The following is a 25,729-nucleotide window of genomic DNA, read 5'->3' as shown; positions in this document are numbered from 1 at the left end:
CCGCGACATCGGGGTAATCAAATTCTATCTAAAAAACAAATTAGAAAAAAACGTATAATTGGTAAAATACAATATGTTTACCAATCAGAAGATATTTTTATCATAACCAGCAATATTACTACATCGATATTTTCACAGGGAAAGAATACAAAGAGTAAAAATAAATCATATTTTGAAGGAAAAATTATTACAAATAGCCAAACAAAAAATAGAAGAACATTACCAAGACAAATTCACTTATGCTTTACCAGACTGGGCGATGCTTACAGCCGATCCCGAAATTTTGGCAATAGTCACGGTTCATGGCAAAGAAGGTATTTTGGCAACTAAAGAAAGAGTAAATTTTGAGGTGGATTTTAAACATAAGGAATCCATACAATTCTACGTAGCTTATTTGAATCGTAAAATGAATACTTCTTTGACTATCATGGGTTATATTGTTTTTTTTGATAAAAAAGTATATTTACAAAAAGACACTAATTATCCTAAAGAACTAACTGCAAATGAACTTGATGAGATTAAAAAATACAATCATGAAAATAAGGAGCTGGAAATCTTCATCTTAAAATTCAATACGGCATTCGAAACAGTGGAACCCGATCGCGCGGATTTGTAATCCGTACCAGCAGGTTTGATGGGGGTTGATGGCGGAGAAAAATTGTACAATGGCGTTTGGTTTAATAAATATGGTTTTCCTGATTTTGAAAAAATGGGACAAACCTTAGGTGAAAAATATAACTTTAAAGACGCTAAAGGAAATTATACAGATGATTTTACAAATGCAAGAGATTGGTTAAAAAAACAAGATGGAATAGAAGAAATAAAAGATTTAGCAAAAGGTTCCCCATTATTAGTAAAAATTAATGGAAAATGGGAAAAGATAACTTGGCATCATCATGAAGATGGAAAAACCCGATCGCGAGGATTTGCAATCCGTGCTACATAAAAGAAAGTTCATTGAAATAAAATAGTATCATGTCAACAAAATACATAGCAACCGATAGTAGCAGTGCCTATTTTATAACCATAACAACAGTAGGTTGGGTAGATATTTTTACACGGCTAAATCAAAAAAATGTAATTATAGATGCCTTAAGATATTGTCAAAAGCATAAAGGTTTAGAAATCTATGCTTATGTTTTAATGCACAGTCATTTGCATTTGCTTTGTAAAAGTGTAGAATCGTTAACATTAGCAGAAATAATGCGAGATTTTAAAAAGTACACAAGTAAAAAAATAATAGAAACCATAATAAATGAACCTGAAAGCAGACGATAATGGATGTTAAAATATTTTACCGGAGCTTGTGCACATTTAAAACGCCAGCAACAATATAAGGTTTGGCAAGATGGTTACCATGCAGAATCTGTTTATTCTAATTCATTTATAAAGGAGAAGATAAATTACATTCATCAAAATCCTGTAAAAGAGAAAGTGGTTGTAAATGCAGAAGATTATTATTTCAGTTCGGCACTTAATTATGCAGGTTTGGATAATGATTTGGAAGTTAAGGTAGTGTTTATGGGGTAGATATAGATGTATAGATAAGGTCACGGATTGCAAATCCGCGACATCGGGGATTTTTCTAATTAAACTATCGAAGGAAATAAATAAATTGACGTTTTTCTTTTGATTGAAGGTTGGAATAAAACCAAAAATCAATTTTAAATTTGCCATTATGACAACTCTAATACATACAAATTCGCCAACTCAACTAACCTTTGATAATTTTGGACACACTTTGCATCATTTCCAAATCGAATCATTCGATGGTAAATATTTGGTTTATGATACTCGTAATGATGACACAAAAATTGGAGAAACTTCTTCTATTTTTTTATTCAATACCAAAACGTTAGAAAATCAGTTAATTTATAAAACCCAAAATCAAACACAGTTTGGACCTGGAGTTGGAGCGGTGTCATTTTCTCAAATCGAAAATAAAGTCATTTTCATCCATGGAATTCGCAATGCGAATCAAACAAATCCATATTCAGCTACAAGAAGAACTGCGGTAGCAATTGATTTAGAATATCCGAATCAACCCATTTTTATGGATGCTCGCAACATTCAGCCCCCATTTACCAACGGAGCTTTGAGAGGTGGAACACATTCGCATTCGTGGAAAAAAGAAACGAATTGGATAAGTTTCACGTACAACGATTTTATTTTAGAACAAGAGTCAAAGCACAATCCTACCGTTAAAGATCAGCGCGTAGTTGGAATGATGTTTCCCCAAAAAGTAGAAGTTAATTTTGATGAAAATTTAGAGAATAATTCGGGCGAAATGTTTTCAATCATCGTTTCTAAAGTTGTTCCGTTTCCTACAAATGGAAGTGATGAAATTGAAAAAGCTTTTGATGAATGTTGGATAAATTCTTCTCATAACATTGCTTTTCAAGGACATGTAAGAGATAAAAATGGTGATTTGAAAACTGAAATTTTTGTCGCAACTATTCCTGATAAAATTATTATTGACGAAACCGATAATTTATTAGGAACGACAACAACATTACCAGATGTTCCGAAGTGTATTTCGCAGAAAAGAATCACATTTACCAAAAAAGGAATTAGTAACTTTCGTCATTGGTTACGTTCTTCTCAAGACGGAAAAGTCATCTACTTTTTAATGGAAGATGAACATCAAATTACACAATTATTTGGCGTAAACTTGATTTCTAACGAGATTATTCAATATTCATTTTTAGAACAATCAATTGATTCTCCTTTCAATCTATCTGTTGATGGAAAATTAGCTGTTTTTTTTAGTGATCAAAAAATTATCATTTTAGATCTAACTGAAAAAAAATCGAGCGTACTTTATCAAAACAACACATTCAATCATCAGTTAACAGGAATCCCTCATTTTTCAAATAACCGAAAAAAAATCTATTTTAATCAATTTGCACCGAATAAATTCAATAAAAAATATATTCAAATCTTCGAAATAGAATTAAATTATGATTATGATTAATGTTAAAATTCGAATTGTGATATTAAATGTTTTGTTTTTATAAAAATTTAGTTCTACATTTAGAATAGATTTTCAACCGAACCTAAAATCTATATCGTTAATTATTGTTCTTATTCAAGAGATAGTCACAAGAATAAGAACTAAAACAAAACCTCCATTTTGGAGGTTTTGTTTAGGTTATTTTATCAATTGCACTTGGTACAAATCTTTTCGTCTATCCTTCATTGTTTTTACTGTTCCATATTCATGCAACTCTTTCAAAAGGTACAAATCGACGTCAGCAACAAGAACCATTTCGGCATTTGGTGTCGCTTCTGCCTTCACTCCATTATTTGGAAATGAGAAATCTGAAGGCGTAAAAACAGCCGATTGAGAATACTGAATATCCATATTGTTAACGCGTGGTAAATTCCCTACAGAACCTGCAATTGCAACATAACATTCATTTTCTATGGCACGAGCTTGCGCACAACTACGGACACGAGTATATCCATTTTGCGTATCTGTCATGAAAGGAACAAATAAAATTTCCATTCCTTGATCTGCCAAAATTCTGCTTAATTCAGGAAACTCGACATCGTAACAAATTAGTAATCCAACTTTACCACAATCCGTATCAAAAACTTTGATTTCATCACCACCATTTAACGCATAATACTTGAATTCGTTTGGTGTAATATGAATTTTACTGTACGAATCTAATTTACCCGAACGATGACAAAGAAAAGACGTATTGTATAGTTTACCATCTTTTAGATGTGGCATCGAACCAGAAATAATATTGACATTATAGGTGATGGCAAATTCTTGAATTTTCTTTACAATATCATCTGTCATCGTTGCCAATTGATGCATCGCTTCAATTTCCTTCAAGTGATTGTAAGGACTCATCAACGGTGTATTGAAAAACTCTGGAAACATGATAAAATCCGAACCATAATCACTAACTGCATTTACAAAGAATTCGATTTGATCATAAAAATCCTGTAACCCATTAAACAAACGCATTTGCCATTGCACCAATCCAAGACGAATATTACGTTTGGTAGGTGAATTTGATGTTAATTCTGATTCATAATAGATATTATTCCATTCTAATAGCGTCGCATATTCTAACGATTCTTTATCGTCTTTCAGATAATTTTTCAAGATTTTTTTGACATTAAAATCATTGGAAATTTGGAAAGCCAACGTAGAATCATATATTTCTTTGCTTTTTACTTTCTCAATATATTGACGAGGTGTTAATTCTTTCGAATATTTATAATAATTTGGAATACGACCACCTGCGACAATCGACTTCAGGTTCATCTCTTCACACAATGCTTTTCGCTCATCATATAAGCGTCTACCTAAGCGAAGTTGACGATAATTTGGATGCACAAAAACCTCTATTCCATACAAAATATCACCTTCAGAATCGTGTTTCAAGAATTTCCCATTAGAAGTAATCGTATCGTAATCTGACTCAAGATTTGTTTTCTTAGAATTTACAATAATACTTAATGCAGAAGCTACAACTTTACCATCAACTTCAACACACAATTGTCCTTGTGGAAAAATAGCTAACAATTCTTTTATTTCTTCAACTGTCCATGTTCCAAGTTGATTGTGATAAGCTTCTTTTGTTGAAATAGTCAAATCACTATAATCTTCAAGTGTCAAATTTCTGACTTGAATATTCATTTTATTAAGATTTTTATTTGGTCTTAAATTAACAAATAATAATCCAATTTACAATTATAAAAAAATAAATTTAGACCTATCTTCGTATAGAGTAATAAGCATGAAATGAAAGATGTAAAAATAGAGTTTAGAAAGCCTATTTATCCTGTGAGTGACGAATTAAATCATTATTTAGAGAAATATCATCGCACAACTAAAGCGAGTATAGAATATGATGATTTGATGCGTTTTTCGGGCTGTGTTGCTTTGGAAGATAAAGAAGGAAATGACACCCATTGGTTGGGTGTTTATTATACCGATTCGGAGCATCAAGAAATACAAGATAGTTTGAATAGAATTTACACCTACTTGCACTCGGATGGTGATGAAGAGTCGTTACCTTATCTCGTTGTTGATTCTATTGATTATTGTACATTCGGAAATTCGAAACCATTCCGAATTCGTGTGAGAAATATTCTGAATGATAATTATACCAATTTCTATATTAAACAAGCAGATGCTTCGCGTATTTATGGTTTAGAATTAGAAGATATTTTGTCTCCGCACCGAATTAATTTTTTGGTGTATAAAAACACGCTTATTGAGGAACATATTTTAGGAATACCAGGCGATGTTTTCATTAAAAATGATTTGGATAAATGTAACGATTTAGAAAAAAATCAGATTGCGAAGGAATTTGTAAAATTTAATGAACGTTGTTTTATTGGTCTTTTGGGCGATATGCGTTCGTATAATTATGTGGTAATTCCGATCCATGATTTTGATCAAGTGATTTACAGAATTCGACCAATAGATTTTGATCAACAATGTTATGAAGGAAATCTAAAAATATATCGTCCACAATATTTTAAAGAGAATCGAATAATGGTTGATTTAGTCAATGATCGTTTAAAACCTAATTCTATCGATCAATATCGAAAAGAAGTAAAATCATTGATCACGAAAAGAATTTCAAACAGCTCAAAGCGTTTTCGAGATTTAATGAAAATCATAAAAAAAGACACGATTTCTAAAGATGAAAATATAGAACAATTACGAAAAGGTTTCGCGAAGTTTTACAAAGACCAATCGTATGAAGATTGTAAGACTATGGGCGAAATTTTGCATAAAGCTATCATTAACAGTTTGGAATAAAAACAATAAAAGCTTCTCAAAATTGAGAAGCTTTCTTTTTTATAGAAATTAGTTTTTTAATAACTGCTTTCTGAAACGTAAAGCAACCAATCCTGCCCCTATTACCAATAATGGTAAATAATCATCGATTGGTGTTGGATCTTGATCTGCAGTAGGATAATTTGGATCATCTGTATCATCAGCTTTTTGAGTAGTGTTATTCCTTTCAAAAAAACGAATTCCACCTTTTTCAGTGTTTGCAAAAGTCACAGTAGACATCAAACAAAATAATAAGGTTATTTTTTTTATATTTTTCATACGTTAATTATTTTAAAATTACTTTTCTAGATTCAGTTGTACCATTTGTATTCTCTACAACAACTACAACAACTTGAGGATTTAGATTCAAATTGATTACATAATTTTTTATATTTATGTTTTGAATATTTTGTAATTGTCTTCCTGAAATATCAACTAATTTTATTGATTTTATTGATTCTTTAGATGAAATTGTAATCTGTTTATTTTGAGCATAAACTACCAATCCTTTTTTAGATAAATCATTTGTAGATAATGTTTTATTTTGATAATTTATTGAGAAACGATAATTAATTTCTCCTACTTCTGTATCAAAAGAATAAGATTTTAATTCGCTTAAATTAAATACTTTATCTAATTTTCTGTCTACCAAATAGATATTTTGATTTTCGAAAACACCTTCAAACTTTTCTAAATTGATTTGGTAAGTTCCTGCTTTTTTAACATTGAAAGTTAAATCAAAAGAATCTTCGTTATTGAAATCTCCACGTCCTTGAATTACAAATAAATCATTGTTCAAAACAGAATATAATCCTTCATTATTATTGTCAAATGGGTGAGCATCAAAATTTTGATCATATTCAGTTGTTGATTCACTTACATATCCTATTAAAGAAGAATTTATTTTACCTTGATCATTTGATAAGCTTAACCAATATCTATCTTTTTGTTCTTTGTAATAAACTGGACCATTAGCTGAGGTACGCATCGCATTGTTAAGTACTAAGTTTCCTGCATTTGCTACTTTTACTATAAATCCTTGTGCAATATCAATATTTTGAGAAGTTACGCTATTATCATTCCATCCTGTTCCATTGTAAATAACCCAGTTAGAACCTTGATATGCTCCATTTACAATTGGTTTAGAATGCGTCCAAACATAAACAGAGTTTACTCCTACTGATGTATTAGCAGCAATTAAAGCATCTAAACTAAGTGGTGACGCGTAAGGATTTCCTACTGCATTATTTCCTTTAGATGTTTTAGTTACAGGAATTGTTACTTCTCCATTAAATAATTGACCTCTGAATGAACTTTCAAATACCTGAGCATCACCTTCTCCGTAATTGTTGTAATCATTTGGCGCTCTAAATGCGATTAACTCACCTGCTTGGAAAGTATCTGTAGAGGTTACATTCGCATCCCAGTCATTTGTAGATTCGTTGAATCTTGTAAAACGATTAGTTAAAGTTTTTGGAGAAATCTCAAAAATATTTTGCCCAATAACTGGCGATGACCATGTCATGTTTTCTAAACGATAAATAGGTGTTGACTTTCTATTAAAAATAGCAGTACCTACATTCGTTGCATTGTCATTATTTTGAATTAAGTAAGCTCCATGATCAAAACTTAAAGTTGCATTATTAACAACTTCATTCTCTACAGTAATTGTAATTCCTGCAGGAATAATCATATCTCTCTCAATAGTTAATTTCTTCGCAGAAAAACTTTCTGTTGGAGTTGCATGTAAAATAACTTCTTTTGTTAGATCTGGTGCTCCGTTAGACCATGCAGTTCCGTCCCAAGTTGTAGAATTATTACTAGAAGAACATTGGATTCTTACATTATCAATAAATGCTCTTTTTGCTGATGTTTCTAATTTTAAAGTAGAACCTGCTGCAACATTTTCAAAACTTACAGTTACATTCTCAAAAGCATCAGCCATTTTAGCTGTATAAATAACATTTTTAGTTTCTGAACCCAATGTAATATTCATACTACCTTCTACGGAAGACCATCCTTTTACATCAAAACTTACAGTAACATTACCTGATATCTGATCTAACGCTTTTGACGTAATTGAACCATTTAATTTACTTGTACCTAACTTCACAGCATCCCCTGCTTGATAAGCGCTAGAAACTGTAGGAAAATTATCATTTCCACTCCAAGCTGTACCAGATCCATTTGAACTTGTATTATCACCTTCTAGTCCATCAAATTTTTCTTCAAAACAATAAGTGGCATTAGGATCATTTGATTTTACATTAAAAGTTGTTGTATATTCATTAAAGTTATCTGTACTTAATGCTGTAGCAGTAATTGTTGTAGATCCAATACCATCAAAAGACAAAACGTTTCCATTTGCAGAAACAATAGAGTTATCCGCAGATGTATACACAATATTTACCCCTTGTTCTGTTTGGGTTGGTAACCCAGCAAAGGTAGTTCCTTGGTTTTGAGTTAAATTTTCAAATGTATAATTTACGGTTTGATCTGCTTTAGCTATTTCAAATGTTACTGCAGCTGCTGTAGATGTACCTATTTCATTTGTAGCTGTAACTTGTGTAGTAAAAGTACCTGCTTGTGTTGGTGTACCAAAGAACAAACCTTCATTTGTATTAAATTCTATTCCTGATGGTAATACCCCTGTTTGTGTCCATGATGTAGGGTTATTTGTAGCTGTTACTTGTCCATCAGTTAATAATACTCCATAAGTTCCTGTAATTGTTTTAGAAGAAACTATTGGAGGCTGATTCGTTGTGACTTCATATCCTGTCCACGATATATTATCTAAAGTGATTTGTGATCCTGCATTTCTAAATGTAATAACAGCTGCCTCTGACTTATTTATTTCTACTTCAAATGAATGAATAGTAGCATCCGTTTGTGCTTTTCCAAATGTTGGTGAAGTAAAAACAACTACATTATCTACTAAAACTTCAATCTTTCTATTATTTGAACCTCCAGTAAAAGCTTTTCTAACATCAAAAGATAATTTTCCGATTCCATTAGAAATTGTAGTTTCTAATGTATGATCTTTATCTCTTAGCATTATTCCTTTAGATGTAATAGGATAATCTCCCTCGTCACGAGCGCTGACATAATTCCAAATAATTCCATTTGTTTCTCCAGAAAATGAACCATTTGAATATGAGGGTGTTAATTTTGTTTGAGTTTCAAAAGTTTCAGAACCTTGCCCAAAAGCAAATCCTGTCAACAAACAGGTTAGCAGAGATGATTTAAAAAAGTAAAGTTTTTTCATACAATAAATTGTTTTTTTTTAGTTGTTCAAAAATAATGTTAATTTTTATAATCAATATTAATATAATATTAACAAATATAAAACAATTAATTTATTTAGCTGTTTTTAAACGAATAGGTTACAAAAAAAATCCACTAACCTATAAGGAAAGTGGATTAATTTTAAATAAAGGGAAAAAATACTATTAATAGTATGTATATCTTCTAACACCCGCAATATGCTTCGCTAAACGCATTACTTGGTGGCTATATCCATATTCGTTATCGTACCAAACGTACATCACAACATTTTTACCATCTGCAGAAACTATTGTTGCATTACTATCAAAGATAGATGGAGCAGTAGTTCCTACAATATCAGAAGAAACCAATTCATTGTTCAACGAATATTTAATTTGTTCTACTAATTCTCCGTTCAACGCAGCGTCTTTCATCAAGTTGTTTACCGCTTCTACAGAAGTATCTTTACTAACTTCTAAATTCAATACGACCAAAGATCCATTTGGAACAGGAACACGAATTGCATTCGAAGTTAATTTACCTGCTAAACTTGGTAAAGCTTTTGCAACTGCGCTACCAGCACCAGTTTCAGTAATTACCATATTCAAAGCAGCAGCACGTCCACGACGATATTTTTTGTGCATATTATCAACCAAATTTTGGTCGTTTGTATACGCATGTATTGTTTCTAAATGTCCTTTTACAACTCCTAAGTTATCTTCAACAACTTTTAAAATTGGTGTAATCGCATTTGTTGTACAAGAAGCCGCAGAGAAAATATTTACATTTTCTGGGCTATATTCTTCATGATTAACACCATAAACAATATTCGGAACACCTTTTCCTGGCGCTGTTAATAAAACTTTATCAGCACCAACAGATTTTAAATGACGAGATAACGCTTCTTCATCTTTAAAAACACCTGTGTTATCAATAATTAAAGCATTATTAATACCATAAGCAGTATAATCAATATCTTCTGGTTGAGCTGCAGAAATCATGTGCACAGTAACACCATTCACAATCAATGCATTGTTTTCGTGGTCTGCTACTACATTTCCATCAAAATCACCATGAACAGAATCATGACGCAATAAAGATGCTCTTTTTTCTAATAAAACCGGATCGTGCTTATCGCGTGTCACAACAGCACGTAATCTCAACTGTTGACCTTTTCCCATTTGAGAAGCCAATTCACGCGCTAATAAACGTCCAATTCTACCAAAACCATAAAGCACAACATCTTTTGGCTCTACACTTTTTACATTTCTACTATCACCTAATTTTTCTTCAACAAAAGCTTCTGCTGAAGTATAATTTCCTGAAGTATATTCTTTTGCTAATTTTCCAACATCAAGTCGAGAAGCTGGTAAATTTGCTTGAAAAATTGCTTTTGCAATCGCTAAAGTATCATCAATAGCAATTTTGTTTTCAACAAATTCTTCTGCATATTGGTGTAAATTTACGATATCACTAACGTTTTTATCAACTAATTGATTACGGAAGATTACCAATTCAACAGATTGATCGTACCATAAATCTGAAACAATTTTAATGAATTCTACAACCTTTTTGCTCATTTCATTGAAAGATGCAAGTTGCTGATCATAAGAAGAGTGGTTCATTTTAGAAAATGTTTAAATGTGTTTATTTACTTAATTATTGGCAAAAGTAATCAATTATAACGATTTCGTATATTTTTTTTACAAAAACTAATGATTGTCATTAAAAACAGATCATTTCCAGCAAAATTTTAATGAAGAATAAATTTTTACACTAAAAAATAACATTCTCAAAATAGGATTAAAAGCATATTAATAAACAAGTTAAAGCAATAGCTATATTTCACGAAAACGTTTTCGTGAAATTAAAGTTTGAAATTTTAATTTGGTAATTCGAAAAAGCATTCTATATTTGCACTCGCAATACGCAATAAACAGCGTTTTTGGAGAGTTGGCAGAGTGGTCGAATGCGGCAGTCTTGAAAACTGTTGAGGGTCACACCTCCGGGGGTTCGAATCCCTCACTCTCCGCTGCTAAAGCCCAATAGAGTAATCTGTTGGGTTTTTTGTTTTCATCAACTCCTAAAAACAAAAAATTATAGTTGCGAAGCATGTAAGTTTTTCTTAGAATCTATTTTCCTTTTCTTAGGAATATGAAACACCTTCACTCTCTGCACATCGAGTTAAAATCACAAATTGCAAATCTGCGACATCGGGCTATAATATACTGGTTGTAATTCTTGTGGTTACAAATAGTGTTGTAGTTTTAGAAGTAAATAATAATAAAATATGAATGTTTAGTTTATTATTTCAAAGAAACTTAAATGATGAATGAAAATGAACATTAAAATTTCTTAAAGAATCTTTCTGTCACTTTTTTATTCATTGAATATATATAATACCCGTTGTGCATTATGAATTAAAAAGATAAAAGTTGTTCATTTGATTGAAAATCAGTAAATTGAATTAACTGCAAAACATTTATAATGAACAACTTGAATGCAAATTACGAAAGAATTTTGGAAGTTTTGCGAAAAATATCAAAATGAAAACCTATTGGCCTATCAAAGACGACCTCCAAAATTGAAGGATTTGGAATTGATAAGTCTTGCGTTAACTGCTGAATTTATGGGTATTGACAGCGAAATTCATCTTTTTCGACAAATTCCTCAAGCGATAAAATGCAAAATAGAACGTAGTGTTTATAATCGTCGCAAACGTAGATTGGGCAGTAAAATAAATGATCTACGAATGAAAATTGCCCGAAGTTTTAATGAGTTTGAGAAGTTTTTCATTATTGACAGTATGCCCGTAGAAGTATGTAAACTCTCGAGGAGAATACTTCAAAAATCTGTAAAGATAACGACTATTGCTATCCAAACAGAGGCTTTTGTGCTTCTCAGAAAATGCATTTTTATGGCTACAAACTTCATGCAGTTTGTTCGATAAATGGAGTTTTTCAAAGTGTGGATTTAAGTCCTGCTTCCGTTTACGACATCCATTATTTAAAAGATATCAGAGAACAATTATCCGATTGTACCTTGCTTGGAGACAAAGGCTACTTGTCGTCTGAGATTCAGATTGATTTATTTAAATATGCCAATATAGAACTCGAAACTCCGAAAAGAGTTAATCAAAAGGACTACAAGCCACAGTTTTATTTATTCAAAAAACAGCGAAAAAGGATTGAAACACTTTTCTTACAACTCTGTGACCAGTTTATGATTAGACGCAATTATGCAAAAACTTTTGAAGGCTTCTAAACAAGATTATTGGCTAAAATAACTACTTTAACCGTTGTACAGTTCATTAACAAAGAATATTTTAACCGAAATATCAATAATCTAAAAGTCAGTATTGTTTAAAATGCACAACGGGTTAAATTAATTCGTTCTAAATCATTAAGATTTTTATTTTTTGTAAGGATATTACAAAGATCGTTAATTAGCAAATCTCTCTTATCATCTATATTTTGAGAAAAAGAAATTGAACAAATTATAAATAGAATATAAGTTAGGTAATATTTCATCTTTGGTTTTTATAAAATTAATAAAAAATATGATATAGTAATTTTTTAAAATTAGATGACTTTAACAGAAAATTAAAAGTAAAGAATTTTATATTCAATCAAAATCTGTTATTTTAGTGGAAATATTAATATTATAAGTAAACTACATAAAATTAAAAGATGAAAAAGGGTGTATTTTTGATGTCAGTTTTGGGTGTTCTTTTCTTTGTTCAATCATGTGAAACGAAGAAGGAAAATGCTGACACAACAAAAGATGAGGTTGTACAAAATGATACAATTCAAGTAAAAGAAACTGTTGGTAATCCTACAGATGTAAAAGCTGACCCAGGGACATTTCAAATAAAACCTTTGAAATACGGTTACGATGAGTTAAAAGAATACATTGATGCAAAAACAATGGAAGTTCATTACTCTAAACATTATTTAGGATACATCAACAAGATGAACACTGCATTAAAAGAAGCCAATATCAAATCAAATGATATCGTAGATATTTTGAAAAAAATGGATATGAACAATGGTGCTTTACGCAATAATGCTGGTGGATATTACAATCACATGCTATATTTTGATATTATGTCTCCAACGCCTCAAAAAGAGCCTAAAGGAGATCTTAAAGCAAAGATTGATGCAACATTTGGTTCTACAGAAGAATTGTTAAAACAATTGGATGAAGCGGGTGCAAAACGTTTTGGTTCTGGTTGGGCTTGGTTAGTTGTAAAAGAAGATGGTTCTTTAGCAGTTACAAGTACAGCAAATCAAGACAATCCGTTGATGCCTGGTGCAGAAGTTGCAGGAACACCAATTTTAGGAATTGATGTTTGGGAACATGCATATTACTTGAAATACCAAAACAAACGCGATGAATATTTGAAAGCGTTCAATAATGTTTTGGATTGGAAACAAGTTGAAGATAATTACAAGAAGGCGAAATAAACTTCTTAAAACACAATGCTCCAATTAGTAATATATTTCTTTGGAGCATTTTTTATAAAAGAATGTAAAATGAAAACTTAACCATTCATTCTAATTTTACAAAATCAATATTTCTTTTTAATCCATTAAACTTAGTTCGTTTGACAGGTGATTTTTTAAAAATTACTCGGAAAACATCTTCGGTAATTTCTTCCCAGTCTTTTTTCGAAAATTGATTGATACTTTCGTGCCTTATAAAACGCGTTTCCTTTGTAGGAAGCGAAAAACGATTCCAAGGACAAACTTCTTGACATACATCACAACCAAAAATCCAATCATCAAACTTTCCTTTCATTTCAGCAGGAATCTGATCTTTCAATTCGATTGTAAAATACGAAATACATTGACTTCCATTAACTGTTTTGTTTGGTAAAATAGCATCTGTTGGACAAGCATCAATACAACGCGTACAATTTCCACAATGATCTGTTGCAATTGGAGAATCATAAGCCAACTCCAAATCAATAATTAATTCAGATAAAAAGAAGAACGATCCTTTTTGTTTGGATAACGTCAACGAATTTTTTCCAACCCACCCAATTCCTGCTTTTTTTGCCCAAGCATGTTCTAATATTGGTGCAGAATCTGTAAAAGCTCGACCACTCACCTCTCCTATTTCATCTTGAATAAAATCTAACAATTCGCGCACTTTTTCCTTCACAACAAAATGATAATCTTCACCTTGTGCATACATGGCAACTTTGTACGAATTAGGATTTCGATCTAAATCTTGGTAATAATTATACGTCAACGAAATCACAGATTTTGCTCCTTCAACCAACAAACGTGGATCTAATCGCATATCAAAATGATTTTCCATATATTTCATTTCTCCATGAAAATCATTTTTTAACCAAGCTTCTAAATGAGGTGCTTCGTCTTCTAAAAAGTCAGCCTTTGCTATTCCACACGAAATAAATCCTAACAATTCAGCTTTTTCTTTAATTCGTTGGGACCATTTTATTTTAATATGTTCTTCTGTTTGAAGGAGCATTTCAATGCGTAATTGTGATTTATTAATTATGAATATTTTTAATCAAACCTTTTAATTCTAACTCATTTCTATAGCTCATCAATAATAAAAATTCTTCTACAAACTCAGAATGACAAAACTTAGAACTTAGAACAAATTCACAAATCAAATAAATCGGTTTGAGGAGAATTTTCACCTCTATATTTCACACCAATATGTTTATAGGCTTTTTCTGTTGCTACACGACCACGCGCCGTACGCATCAAATAACCTTCTTGAATGAGATAAGGTTCATAAACTTCTTCCAATGTCCCGCCATTTTCACCAACTGCTGTAGCTAAAGTTGTAATTCCGACAGGTCCTCCTTTAAATTTTTCGATAATGGTTGATAAAATACGATTATCCATTTCGTCTAAACCATTGTCATCAACTTTAAGAGCTTTTAAAGAAAATTCTGCGATTGATAAATCAATCTTTCCGTTTCCTTTTATCTGTGCAAAATCTCGCGTTCTACGTAACAAAGCATTTGCAATACGAGGTGTTCCACGACTACGACCAGCGATTTCTATCGCAGCTCTTTCGTCAATTGGTGTATCTAAAATACGAGAAGAACGCTCTACAATCGAACTTAAAAGTTCTACATTGTAATATTCGAATCTAAAATTAATTCCGAAACGAGCGCGTAAAGGAGCAGTTAATAAACCAGAACGTGTTGTTGCGCCTATTAAGGTAAAAGGATTCAAGCCAATTTGCACTGAACGTGCATTAGGTCCTGACTCAATCATAATATCGATCTTAAAATCCTCCATTGCCGAATATAAATATTCTTCGATAACAGGTGACATTCGGTGGATTTCATCAATAAAAAGCACATCATTTTCTTCTAAATTTGTCAATAAACCTGCTAAATCACTCGGTTTATCGAGAACTGGTCCAGAAGTAATTTTTATTCCAACGCCTAATTCATTCGCAATAATATTTGCCAATGTCGTTTTTCCTAAACCTGGAGGTCCGTGTAATAAAACATGATCCAAGGCTTCTCCACGAAGTTTAGACGCTTTTACGAATACTTCTAAATTTTCGAGAATATGAGCTTGTCCTGCAAAATCATCAAAACTTTGCGGACGCACGGTATTTTCGTGATTAAGATCGTCGTCTGGATAAAATTCTTTATCAGGATTTAATAAATCTGACATAAAATGATGATATAAATTATAATGATAATATTACGAAGAACAATTTAAATTATCCGCCGTACTTTTACACCTACAAAGAACGCAATATTTTTTTAGATAAAAAGAATTATGAGCAAAGGAATATTATTAGTGAATTTAGGATCGCCCGATTCTACCGAAGTTGAAGATGTAAGAACATATTTACGTGAATTTTTAATGGATGGGAAAGTGATTGACTCACCTTGGTTGATTCGTAAAATGATCGTAGAACTTTTTATTTTACCTAAAAGACCGATACAATCAGCTGAAGCGTATAAAAAGATTTGGACAAAGGATGGTTCTCCATTAATTATTTATTCAAAAATTTTACAACAAAAAGTTCAAGAGCAATTAGATTTTCCAGTGGGATTAGCTATGCGTTATAAAAATCCTTCGATTGAATTTGGACTACAAGAGCTTTATGATAAAGGCGTTCGCGATATATTAGTTGTTCCACTTTATCCTCAGTATACGATGTCAACAACAGAAACTGTTGCAGATAAGGTATTAGAAGTTCAGAAGAAAAAATTCAAAGATGTGAAAGTAAATTTCTTAAAAGCTTTTTACAAGCATCCTGATTATATTAAAATTTTAGGAGATTCTATCAAAGAGAATTTACCCGAGAATTACGATAAATTATTATTTTCTTATCATGGAATTCCAGAACGTCACGATAAAAAAGCACTAAGAGCAGCAAAAGTTAGCAAATTACCAATTGAAACGTATCGCAATCAATGTTTAGAGACAACAGAGTTAGTGGCAGAATACTTGCAATTACCAAAAGATAAATACTACACTTCCTTTCAATCTCGTTTAGGAAAAGATCCTTGGATCAAACCTTATACAGACGAAACGTTAGAACATTTTCCAGAAGAAGGTGTGAAGAATTTGGCTGTTTGTACTCCTGCTTTTGTAGCTGATTGTTTAGAAACCTTAGAAGAAATTTCGATGGAGGGTAAAGAAGAGTTTTTAAAAGCTGGTGGTGAACAATTTACATACATACCATGTTTAAATGATCGTCAAGATTGGATTGATACTTTAGTTAAATGGTTTCAAGGTTGGGAAAATAATTAAAAAGCATTTTAACCTTACAAAATAAATTAGATATCTTTGTTTAGAATTTTTCAATTTTAAACAAAGATATTTTTTTAGTACATGAGACTATTTATCTCAATCCTATTTTTAGTCCTATCCGTTTTTAGCTCTGCTCAGTTTTTAGATACAAGTGGAAATCTAATTATTGATGGGCGAAAATATCTAAAGTCTAAAGTAGACACAACAGGTCGTGCATCAGGTTGGGAAATTTATGGATCAAATACGTTAACTGTCAATCAAAATACATTTTCTAATTGGATGGCCGGAGGAGAAAATTCGGTTTCTCTCAATGCAAAAGCTGATTATGAATTCAATTTCCGAAAAAAGAAACATTTTTGGGACAATCGTTTTATTTTAGAATATGGATTCTTAGATAATAAAACCAATGGAACACGTAAAACTGCAGATAACATCAATCTTACAACTTCTTATGGATATTTGATTAAAGAAAAATGGTATCTAACTACATCGCTTAATATTCGTTCTCAGTTTTCTGCTGGTTATGATTATGGAGCAACTCCCAAAAAGAAACTATCAAATTTATTTGCTCCTGCGTATATTACAATAGGGGTCGGTGCAAATTATACACCTAATTCTAATTTTTCTGTAACATTTCAACCATTAACTTCTCGTACCACAATTGTTGCAGATAAAGATTTACAGACAAAAGGAACTTATGGTTTGCGCAACGATGGAGATGCTTTACTTTTCGAAGTTGGAGCCTATTTAGGTGGTCGTTATAAAGTTAAAATTTTTGAAAATGTAACCTACGATAACAATATTGGTATATTCTCTAATTATTCGAATAAGTTTTACAATTTAGATATTGTTTACGCAGGATTATTAGACATGAAAATCAATCACTTTATGTCTACTCAATTGGCTTTAAATCTAATTTATGATGAAGACCAAGTGAAAGAAACACAATTTAAGCAAACCTTAGGTATTGGGTTAACTTATAAAATAGACAGCACGAAAAAGAAACCGAAAAAAAAATCAAGAAAAAAAGAGATTCTTCCCTACTTCGATACAACTGGCATTGCTCCTATTCATCTGCCAAAAGTCAAATTGGATAAACGTAATTATGATCAAGTATTCGAAAAAAATACCATTGACGAAAAAGCTACTTATATCAAATCTGAATCAATATTTTGGGAATAATTAAACGAAAACAACTTTAACTATTTATGAAAAAACATTTAGTCACTTTAGCCTTATTTGCTTCTATGATGTCTTTTGCTCAAACTATAAAAGATGGGATAGTTGCAACTGATAGTAAACGCTATTTAAAAGATCAAAAATTTGACGGTCGCCAACATGGTTGGTTTGTATCAGGTAACAATTCACTTTTATTCTCTCAAAGTGCTTTTTCCAATTGGGTTGCAGGAGGTGTAAATTCATTTGCTTTAAATGCGAATGTTGATTACGAATTCAATTTAACCCGTGAAAAACATATTTGGGACAATCGTATCGTTTTAGGTTATGGAATTCAAACCAATAAAGGAGAAAGTTCTCGAAAAACAAATGATGTGATCGATTTAACTTCATCTTACGGTTATAACATCGGAAATAATTGGTATTTGGCTGCAGCGATGAATTTCCGAACGCAATTTACAGAAGGATATGATTATTCGTTAGATCCAAAAGAAAAAATTTCAAATCTAATGGCGCCAGGTTATTTAAGTTTAGGATTGGGTGTTGATTATAAACCGAACGAAAATTTTCAAGTAAACATTCATCCTTTTACACCAAGAGTTACATTTGTTTTGGATAAAGATTTACAACAAAAAGGAAATTTTGGACTTAAGAATGATGGTGACAATACCTTATTTGAATTTGGTGCTTATTTAGGCGCACGATACAAATTACAAATAATGGATGGTATTAGCTATGACAGCCGTTTAGGAATCTATGCTGATTACTTAAAAAAAATCGGAAATATGGATGTTGCCTATCAAGGAATTTTAGACCTTAAAGTCAATCAATTTGTTTCGGCTCAAGTTGCTGTCAACTTATTGTATGACGAAGATCAAATTAAAAAAACTCAAGTAAAACAAACGCTTGGAATCGGGTTTAATTATAAATTTGATAACACGCCTCCAAAAGTTGAAGAGGCATCAACAACAGCCTTCATACAAGAAGCACCAATCTTCGAAGAAAAAGAAAACACCATAGAAGTCGCAACTAATATTCTGAAGAATGAACCAATTCTTAATGAAACAAAATTAGTCACTCAATAATATTTTCAACCTGCTTTTGATAAGCAGGTTTTTTATTTTTTTTATCTTTACAATTCAATAGAAGAATAAAATGACAAAAAATATTTTTGGTGCGCTTTTACCACAAGTTTTAATTATAATTTGGGCTGCTTACGAGCTTAACATTGGGTTAGTTAATGATCAAAATAGTCGTGTTATCGTAAATAGTATTGTTATTTTAATTTTTGTTTTCATCTCTATCGTAACGTTGGTTAAAGTAATCAAATACCCTAACGACCCTACTTATTTGAAGAAAAAATAAACTTCGAAGTTCGTTAAACGAGTTTCAAAATTCGAATACAATCTCCGTTAAATTTCGTAAACTTGTGTTATAAAACAACAAAATGAAGTTAATTGGTCCTTTCAGACAAATTATAACACTTGCCAATTTACCTTTAAAAGGCGCAATTCACGAAAATCAAGTCGATATTCTTGAAAATGGCGGGATTATTACTGACAATGAAACAATTGTAGAAATTGGTCATTTCGAAACGCTTTCTCAACAACATCCAAACATCGAAATTGAACGAATTGAAACAGAACAGGTTTTACTTCCTGGATTTGTCGATTCGCATACACACGTTTGTTTTGGAGGAAATCGCGCCAAAGATTTTGCAATGCGTTTGGACGGAAAAACCTATTTAGAAATTGCAGAAAGTGGTGGTGGAATTTGGTCTACCGTGACAGAAACACGTAAAAAAACGGTTGATGAACTGAAAGATATTACACTAAAACATATTGCGCAATTAGCCAAACAAGGAATTACAACTGCAGAAGTAAAATCGGGTTATGCACTTTCTGTTGAAGGTGAAATCAAGATGTTGGAAGCTATAAATATGGCGAATCAAGAAAGTGAAATTGATTTGATTCCGACTTTTTTAGGCGCGCATATGAAACCAAAAGATTTTGAAGGTTTGAACAAAGAATATTTAGAATTATTGGTAAAAGAAGTTTTTCCTAAATTAAAATCTGAAGAATTAGCAAACCGCATAGATATTTTTGTGGAACAATCTGCTTTTTCTGTTGAAGAAGGTGATTATTTCTTGAACGAAGCCAAAAAACAAGGATTTGACATTACCATTCACGCCGATCAATTTACGGCTGGAGGAAGTTATTTAGCCACTAAACACCATGCATTGAGCGCAGATCATTTGGAATTTTCTGGAAAAGAAGAAGTGAAAAATCTAGCCAATTCTGATGTTGTAGCAACAGTTTTACCTGGTGCTTCTATTGGTTTGGGAATGCAATATGCGCCTGCCCGAAAATTGTTAGATGCTGGTTGTTGTGTTTCGATTGCTTCAGATTGGAATCCTGGTTCAGCTCCAATGGGAAGTCTATTGACACAAGCTTCTGTATTAGCTACTTTTGAGAAATTATCAATGGCTGAAGTTTTAGCTGCAATTACTTTTCGTGCTGCAAAGGCTTTAAATTTAACTGATCGTGGAACAATAGAAAAAGATAAAAAAGCCGATTTTATCAGCTTCTCTACCTTCGATTATCGTAATATTATTTATTATCAAGGACAATTACAACCAACAAATGTTTGGAAAAATGGTTCTTTGATTAATCAATAGTATAAATATTATCAGGAGTGATGGTGTTTGCGTATATATAAATTTCAACTAAATGTAAAACTTTAAAGTCATTAAAAGCGATATTAAGTTCACATTACGTTAATTTATTGTAATTTTGCTCGCATAATTTTACAATTATGATAGCATCTATGACAGGTTACGGTAAAGCCGTATTGGAATTACCTGAAAAAAAAGTAACGATAGAAATCCGTTCTTTGAACAGTAAAACATTGGATTTGAACACAAGAATCCCTTCTTTTTACCGCGAGAAAGAATTAGAAATCAGAAATCTTATTTCAGAAAAAGTTCAACGTGGGAAAATTGATTTTTCGATGTTGGTTGAATTAAATCCAGCTGCAAGAAATCAATCTATAAATGCTGAATTAATCAAAAGTTATATGGAAGAATTCAAGTCGATCACTCCAAATGTGACTGACGGCGAATTGTTACCAGTTATCATGCGTTTGCCTGATGTTATTTCGTATACGCAAGATGATTTGAACGAAGAAGAATGGAATCAAATTCGTGCAACAATCATCGAAGCAATCAATGCTTTGAATCAATTTAGATTAGATGAAGGAAAAGTATTAGAAAAATATTTAACATTAAACTTAAATAATATTCTTGAACTTTTAACTCAAGTTATACCATTTGAACAAGAACGTATTGAAACAATTAAAGAACGTTTCAACAAACGTTTAGAAGAATTAAAAGTTGATGTTGATCAAAATCGTTTTGAGCAAGAAATGATTTTCTATTTGGAAAAATTAGACATCACAGAAGAAAAAGTTCGTTTGAAAAATCATTGCGAATATTTCTTAAAAGAATTAGCGGGAATAGCATCTAATGGTAAAAAATTAGGTTTTATTTCTCAAGAAATTGGACGAGAAATCAATACTTTAGGCTCAAAATCTAATCATTCTGAAATGCAAAAAATTGTCGTTCAAATGAAAGATGAATTGGAAAAAATTAAAGAACAATCGTTAAACATTTTATAATGAAAAAAGGAAAGTTAATTGTCTTTTCAGCACCATCAGGCGCAGGAAAAACAACTTTGGTTCGCTATGCTTTAGAACAATTAGATCACATCAAATTTTCTATTTCTTGTACAACAAGAGATAAACGCGAAGGTGAAGTTCACGGAAAAGACTATTATTTCTTAACTCCAGAAGAATTTAAAACAAAAATTGCAAAAGACGAATTCGTAGAACACGAAGAAGTGTATCGTAATAATTTTTATGGAACATTAAAATCGGAAGTTGATCGTATTACTTCTGAAGGTAATTCTGTTATTTTTGATATTGATGTAATTGGTGCATTGAATATCAAAAAATTATACGGAGAAGAATGTTTAACCGTATTTGTTAATCCACCTTCATTAGATATTTTAAAAGAACGATTGATTTCACGTAATACCGAAAGCAAGGATAAGTTGAAACAGCGTATTGATAAAGCGGGAATCGAAATGGAAAAAGCAAAAGAGTTTGATACTATTCTTTTGAATGATGATTTAGAAACTGCAAAAGCAAAAACGTTAGATATTATTACTGATTTTATCAACTAATAATTTATCCTAATCCTATACAAATGCCTCGATTTTATTTATTCGAGGCATTTTTGTTATCTTTAATTCTGAAAATCAAAATAAAAAATGGAAAGCCAAACTTGTTTAGAAATCAACGATGCTAAAATTCATTACATTCACCACGAAATTAATCCAGAAAGACCTACACTTATATTCTTACACGATTCCTTAGGGTGTACACAACTTTGGAGGGATTTCCCAAAAGAAGTTGCCGAAAAAAGTAATTGTAATCTGTTTATTTATGATCGAAAAGGTTATGGAAAATCATCTCCATTTACAATTGATCGACGCGAGTTAACTTATATGCACGATGAAGCGGACTTTTTAAATCAACTTGTCAACCATTTCAACTTTAAAGAAATTATTCTTTTTGGACATAGTGATGGTGGTACAATTGCATTACTGTATGCAGCTAAGTACCATAAAAATCTAAAAGGAATTGTCGTTGTTGGTTCTCATGTCATCGTAGAAGAAGTAACCCTGAATGGAATTAGAGCTGCTAAAATTGCTTACGCAGAAACAAACCTAAAAGAACGTTTAAGAAAATATCACGGAGATAATACGCAAAAAGTATTTGAAATGTGGACCGAAACATGGCTAAGACCCGATTTTGTAAACTTTGATATTCGCGAAGAATTAAAAAATATAAAATGTCCTACTTTGGTTATTCAAGGAATTGATGACGAATTTGGAACAATGGAACAAGTGATTGGAATTATCGACAATGTAAATGGACGAAAAGAAAATTATATCGTTCCTGACGCTAAACATACGCCTTTTAAAGAAAATAAAGTACCTACTTTTGAAAAAACAATCGAGTTTATTGATACATTATAATCTCAATAAACTCGATGATTATTCATTAAATCATTTTTATTTTTTACGTTTTATCCATTTATAAATTTCGAACCATAAAACCGAAACTACAGCAACTATCATTGCTAAACTTAGCTCATTTACATTTAATGATGTTACTTTAAAAAACTTCGAAATTGGTTGTATATATAAAATCGAAAACAAAATACACAAGGTTAAAATAATCACAGCCAACATTAAGTAGTTTTTATTTTTAAAACTTGACCATAAACTATCATAAAATGAACGATTCGTTAAACTCAACCAAATATTCGAAAAAATAAGTGTTGTAAAGACCATTGCACGTGTTTTATCTTCATCTCCACCAGATTGATAGGTAAATTGATAAATAAAAAGCAAACCTAATGTAATGGCTAATCCTTGAATTATACTTGTCGAAAGCTCTTTCCAATTCAGAAAAGTTTCCGTCATAGGACGAGGTTTTTCGTTCATAGAATTCTTTTCCAAAGGTTCGTTTTCATAGACAATCGAACATGTAGGTCCCATAACCAACTCTAAGAAAATAACGTGAACAGGTGTGAAAATTTGAGGAAATGCCCAACCCAAAAATAATGGCAAGGAAACGATTAATATAATCGGAATATGAATTGAAATTATGTATTGAACTGCTTTTTTTAGGTTGGTATAAATTCTTCTTCCAGCTTCAATTCCAATCACTAATTTACCAAAATCATCATTTGTTAAAATCAATTGTGCAGCTTGCTTCGCAATCTCTGTTCCTTTCTCTCCCATTGCAACCCCAATATGCGCTGCTTTTAAAGCTGGTCCGTCGTTTACACCATCGCCTAACATGGCAACAATTTCTCCGTTATCTTTTAATGCATTTACAACTGCTAATTTCGCTTCAGGAAACATACGTGCGAACAAAACTTTTTCATCTGCAGTTTTCGCCAATTCTTCTTTCGAAAGATGAGCAATTTCAGCTCCAGTTATATGATCTTCGGCATGAATAATTCCTGCTTGATTAGCTATACTCATTGTTGTTTCGGCATTATCACCTGTGATTACTTTAACTTTTATTCCAGCATCATATATTTTTTGAAACACTTCATTTATACCTTTCTTTGGTGGATCATAAAACACCACAAAACCTAACAATTCAAAGGGCAATTCTTGTTGTTGTTTTGGAAAATCAGTCGAACCAAAAGTCGATTTTGCAACACCCAAAAGTCGATATCCTTGTGTTCCTAAATCGCGAATCACCTTTCGCAACTGGATTATTTGTTCTTCAGAAAGATGAGCAACTTGTAAAATAGCTTCAGGAGCTCCTTTCGCAGCGATAATTAGATGATCTTCAGCATTTCGAAAACAATGCGTCATCATTGGAGGTTTTCCTGACAATGGATATTCGTGAAACATCTGATAGTTTGCTCTAACATCTTTTTGTGTCGCCTCGTAAACACGATGCAATGTTTTTTCCATCGGATCAAAAGGAACAGGTTCACTACTCCACATTGCATACTCAATTAACTCCGCAATTGCTTTATTCTGAAACTTATCTTCTTCATAAATTGCATTGGTTTTAAAGTCATAAACAGCTTTTAATTGCATCGAGTTTTCGGTAATTGTTCCTGTTTTGTCGCTACAAATTACTGTTGTACTCCCTAAGGTTTCTACAACGCTACTTTTTTTAACAATAATTCCTTGACGTAGTAACTTCCACGATCCTAAAGCCATAAAAGTAGTAAAAGCAACAGGAATTTCTTCTGGTAAAATAGACATTGCTAATGTTAATCCACTCAATAAACTATTGATTAAATCTTTCGTTTGAATATAATTTACAACGCAAACTAATAAGAAAACTATGATTCCGATAATCGCCATTCCTTTTACAAACTTTTCAATTTGTATCTGCAAAGGTGATTTTTCGTCTTTAATTGATAAAAGTGAAGTTCCTATTTTTCCTAATTTTGTTTCAGCACCAATACTTGTTACTTCAAAAAAAGCTAATCCCGAAACGGTTAAGGTTCCACTATAAATTTCTGGATGTTCGGTATCTTTAAAAACTGACATACTCTCACCTGTCAGTGCCGATTCGTTTACAGAAAAATCATTGCTATGAACAATTTTACCATCTGCATTAATCATTTTTCCTTCTTCTGTAACACATAAATCTCCAACCGTAATTTCGTGTGTAGGGATTTCGATTAATTCGCCGTTACGAACAACCGAGCTCAACGGTTCGTTCAATTTTTCGAGTTCTTCTAACGCTTTTTGATTACGACTATCTTGATAAAAAGAAATCCCTGTTAAAGCAAGAATCGCAACAAACATAAACGCTGCTTCGCCTAAATCACCTACAAGTAAATAAATAACTGAAACCACAATTAAAATAATTGTCATGGGCTCTTTCAAGATATCAAACAACATACTGTACCATGTACTTTTATGTTCATCCTTTATAGCATTATAGCCATATTTTTGTTGTGATTCTTTTACTTCGGTGGTAGATAATCCTTTTAAATGACTCGGAATTTTGATACTCATTGAACTGATTTATATAAGCTTAAAAATACAATTAATTCAAATGAAAAAACGAGTTTGTACATCGTCTAATTAATATTTAGATTCAA

Annotated in this window: 20 protein-coding genes, 1 tRNA gene and 2 pseudogenes; 16 read left to right on the top strand and 7 right to left on the bottom strand. The window is 31.6% G+C overall.

The genetic code is table 11. From position 1 onward, the window contains the following. Nucleotides 1–172: 172 nt before the first annotated feature. From NZD85_RS13610 to NZD85_RS13595, 4 genes and pseudogenes are all read left to right on the top strand, one after another. Entirely contained in the window at nucleotides 173–616 is a 444-nt protein-coding gene (locus tag NZD85_RS13610; protein ID WP_260542385.1) for a hypothetical protein, read from the top strand. An 18-nt stretch (nucleotides 617–634) separates the two neighbouring features. Beyond that, entirely contained in the window at nucleotides 635–946 is a 312-nt protein-coding gene (locus NZD85_RS13605) for an HNH endonuclease (protein WP_260542383.1), read from the top strand. A gap of 29 nt (nucleotides 947–975) precedes the next feature. Next, nucleotides 976–1,530, top strand: a pseudogene (locus NZD85_RS13600) (REP-associated tyrosine transposase). 148 nt (nucleotides 1,531–1,678) lie between these two features. Next, nucleotides 1,679–2,974 (top strand): DUF3748 domain-containing protein, encoded by a 1,296-nt coding sequence (locus tag NZD85_RS13595; protein ID WP_260542381.1) that lies wholly within the window; start codon nucleotides 1,679–1,681, stop codon nucleotides 2,972–2,974. Between the two features lie 177 nt (nucleotides 2,975–3,151). On the opposite strand, the gene NZD85_RS13590 is transcribed toward NZD85_RS13595, so the two are convergent. After that, entirely contained in the window at nucleotides 3,152–4,660 is a 1,509-nt protein-coding gene (locus NZD85_RS13590; RefSeq protein ID WP_171623741.1) for a carbon-nitrogen hydrolase family protein, read from the bottom strand. Between the two features lie 105 nt (nucleotides 4,661–4,765). Between NZD85_RS13590 and NZD85_RS13585 the strand changes: the two genes are divergently transcribed. Beyond that, nucleotides 4,766–5,794 (top strand): hypothetical protein, encoded by a 1,029-nt coding sequence (locus tag NZD85_RS13585; RefSeq protein ID WP_260542379.1) that lies wholly within the window; start codon nucleotides 4,766–4,768, stop codon nucleotides 5,792–5,794. Nucleotides 5,795–5,842: 48 nt separating this feature from the next. On the opposite strand, the gene NZD85_RS13580 is transcribed toward NZD85_RS13585, so the two are convergent. The 3 genes from NZD85_RS13580 to NZD85_RS13570 form a co-directional block, all read right to left on the bottom strand. Then, nucleotides 5,843–6,091 (bottom strand): hypothetical protein, encoded by a 249-nt coding sequence (locus tag NZD85_RS13580; RefSeq protein ID WP_260542377.1) that lies wholly within the window; start codon nucleotides 6,089–6,091, stop codon nucleotides 5,843–5,845. A 7-nt stretch (nucleotides 6,092–6,098) separates the two neighbouring features. Then, entirely contained in the window at nucleotides 6,099–9,077 is a 2,979-nt protein-coding gene (locus NZD85_RS13575) for an Ig domain-containing protein (RefSeq protein ID WP_260542375.1), read from the bottom strand. Between the two features lie 184 nt (nucleotides 9,078–9,261). Continuing rightward, nucleotides 9,262–10,701 (bottom strand): glyceraldehyde-3-phosphate dehydrogenase, encoded by a 1,440-nt coding sequence (locus NZD85_RS13570; RefSeq protein WP_260542372.1) that lies wholly within the window; start codon nucleotides 10,699–10,701, stop codon nucleotides 9,262–9,264. 322 nt (nucleotides 10,702–11,023) lie between these two features. Here NZD85_RS13570 and NZD85_RS13565 point away from each other — a divergent pair. From NZD85_RS13565 to NZD85_RS13555, 3 genes and pseudogenes are all read left to right on the top strand, one after another. Next, a tRNA-Ser gene (locus NZD85_RS13565) sits at nucleotides 11,024–11,108 on the top strand. 455 nt (nucleotides 11,109–11,563) lie between these two features. Beyond that, a pseudogene (locus NZD85_RS13560) lies at nucleotides 11,564–12,442 on the top strand (IS982 family transposase). A gap of 323 nt (nucleotides 12,443–12,765) precedes the next feature. Then, nucleotides 12,766–13,542 (top strand): superoxide dismutase, encoded by a 777-nt coding sequence (locus NZD85_RS13555; protein WP_260542370.1) that lies wholly within the window; start codon nucleotides 12,766–12,768, stop codon nucleotides 13,540–13,542. A gap of 85 nt (nucleotides 13,543–13,627) precedes the next feature. Here the strand turns inward: NZD85_RS13555 and queG are convergent, their stop codons facing one another. Together queG and ruvB are read right to left on the bottom strand one after the other, a co-directional pair. Then, nucleotides 13,628–14,575, bottom strand: a complete 948-nt coding sequence (queG, locus tag NZD85_RS13550) for a tRNA epoxyqueuosine(34) reductase QueG (protein ID WP_260542368.1) — start codon at nucleotides 14,573–14,575, stop codon at nucleotides 13,628–13,630. A 137-nt stretch (nucleotides 14,576–14,712) separates the two neighbouring features. Next, nucleotides 14,713–15,750, bottom strand: coding sequence for a Holliday junction branch migration DNA helicase RuvB (ruvB, locus tag NZD85_RS13545; RefSeq protein WP_171622427.1), 1,038 nt, complete (start codon nucleotides 15,748–15,750; stop codon nucleotides 14,713–14,715). 108 nt (nucleotides 15,751–15,858) lie between these two features. On the opposite strand from ruvB, the gene hemH reads away from it, so the two are divergent. From hemH to NZD85_RS13505, 8 genes are all read left to right on the top strand, one after another. Next, nucleotides 15,859–16,842, top strand: a complete 984-nt coding sequence (gene hemH, locus NZD85_RS13540) for a ferrochelatase (protein ID WP_260542366.1) — start codon at nucleotides 15,859–15,861, stop codon at nucleotides 16,840–16,842. An 81-nt stretch (nucleotides 16,843–16,923) separates the two neighbouring features. Then, on the top strand, nucleotides 16,924–18,024 hold the full coding sequence (locus NZD85_RS13535) for a DUF3078 domain-containing protein (protein ID WP_260542364.1): 1,101 nt from the start codon (nucleotides 16,924–16,926) through the stop codon (nucleotides 18,022–18,024). Nucleotides 18,025–18,050: 26 nt separating this feature from the next. Next, nucleotides 18,051–19,103: a DUF3078 domain-containing protein gene (locus tag NZD85_RS13530; protein WP_260542362.1), complete on the top strand. Its 1,053-nt coding sequence runs from the start codon at nucleotides 18,051–18,053 to the stop codon at nucleotides 19,101–19,103. A 70-nt stretch (nucleotides 19,104–19,173) separates the two neighbouring features. After that, nucleotides 19,174–19,383 (top strand): hypothetical protein, encoded by a 210-nt coding sequence (locus NZD85_RS13525; protein WP_171622423.1) that lies wholly within the window; start codon nucleotides 19,174–19,176, stop codon nucleotides 19,381–19,383. A gap of 82 nt (nucleotides 19,384–19,465) precedes the next feature. Next, the gene (hutI, locus tag NZD85_RS13520; RefSeq protein WP_260542360.1) at nucleotides 19,466–20,695 is read left to right on the top strand and encodes an imidazolonepropionase; all 1,230 of its coding nucleotides are present in this window, start codon (nucleotides 19,466–19,468) and stop codon (nucleotides 20,693–20,695) included. A 137-nt stretch (nucleotides 20,696–20,832) separates the two neighbouring features. Then, nucleotides 20,833–21,693, top strand: a complete 861-nt coding sequence (locus NZD85_RS13515) for a YicC/YloC family endoribonuclease (RefSeq protein WP_225532446.1) — start codon at nucleotides 20,833–20,835, stop codon at nucleotides 21,691–21,693. Continuing rightward, nucleotides 21,693–22,259: a guanylate kinase gene (gene gmk / locus NZD85_RS13510; protein ID WP_260542358.1), complete on the top strand. Its 567-nt coding sequence runs from the start codon at nucleotides 21,693–21,695 to the stop codon at nucleotides 22,257–22,259. Before NZD85_RS13515 ends, gmk begins: the two co-directional genes overlap by 1 nt. A gap of 87 nt (nucleotides 22,260–22,346) precedes the next feature. Continuing rightward, the gene (locus NZD85_RS13505; RefSeq protein WP_260542356.1) at nucleotides 22,347–23,117 is read left to right on the top strand and encodes an alpha/beta fold hydrolase; all 771 of its coding nucleotides are present in this window, start codon (nucleotides 22,347–22,349) and stop codon (nucleotides 23,115–23,117) included. Nucleotides 23,118–23,153: 36 nt separating this feature from the next. Here NZD85_RS13505 and NZD85_RS13500 read toward each other — a convergent pair whose 3' ends face one another. Beyond that, nucleotides 23,154–25,643: a cation-translocating P-type ATPase gene (locus NZD85_RS13500; RefSeq protein ID WP_260542354.1), complete on the bottom strand. Its 2,490-nt coding sequence runs from the start codon at nucleotides 25,641–25,643 to the stop codon at nucleotides 23,154–23,156. Nucleotides 25,644–25,729 lie beyond the last annotated feature (86 nt).

The sequence above is a fragment of the Empedobacter stercoris genome (assembly GCF_025244765.1).
In the GTDB taxonomy this organism is placed as follows: Bacteria; Bacteroidota; Bacteroidia; order Flavobacteriales; family Weeksellaceae; genus Empedobacter; species Empedobacter stercoris.
Note: the sequence above shows the minus strand (reverse complement) of the source record. Positions and strands in the feature narration are given on the sequence as shown.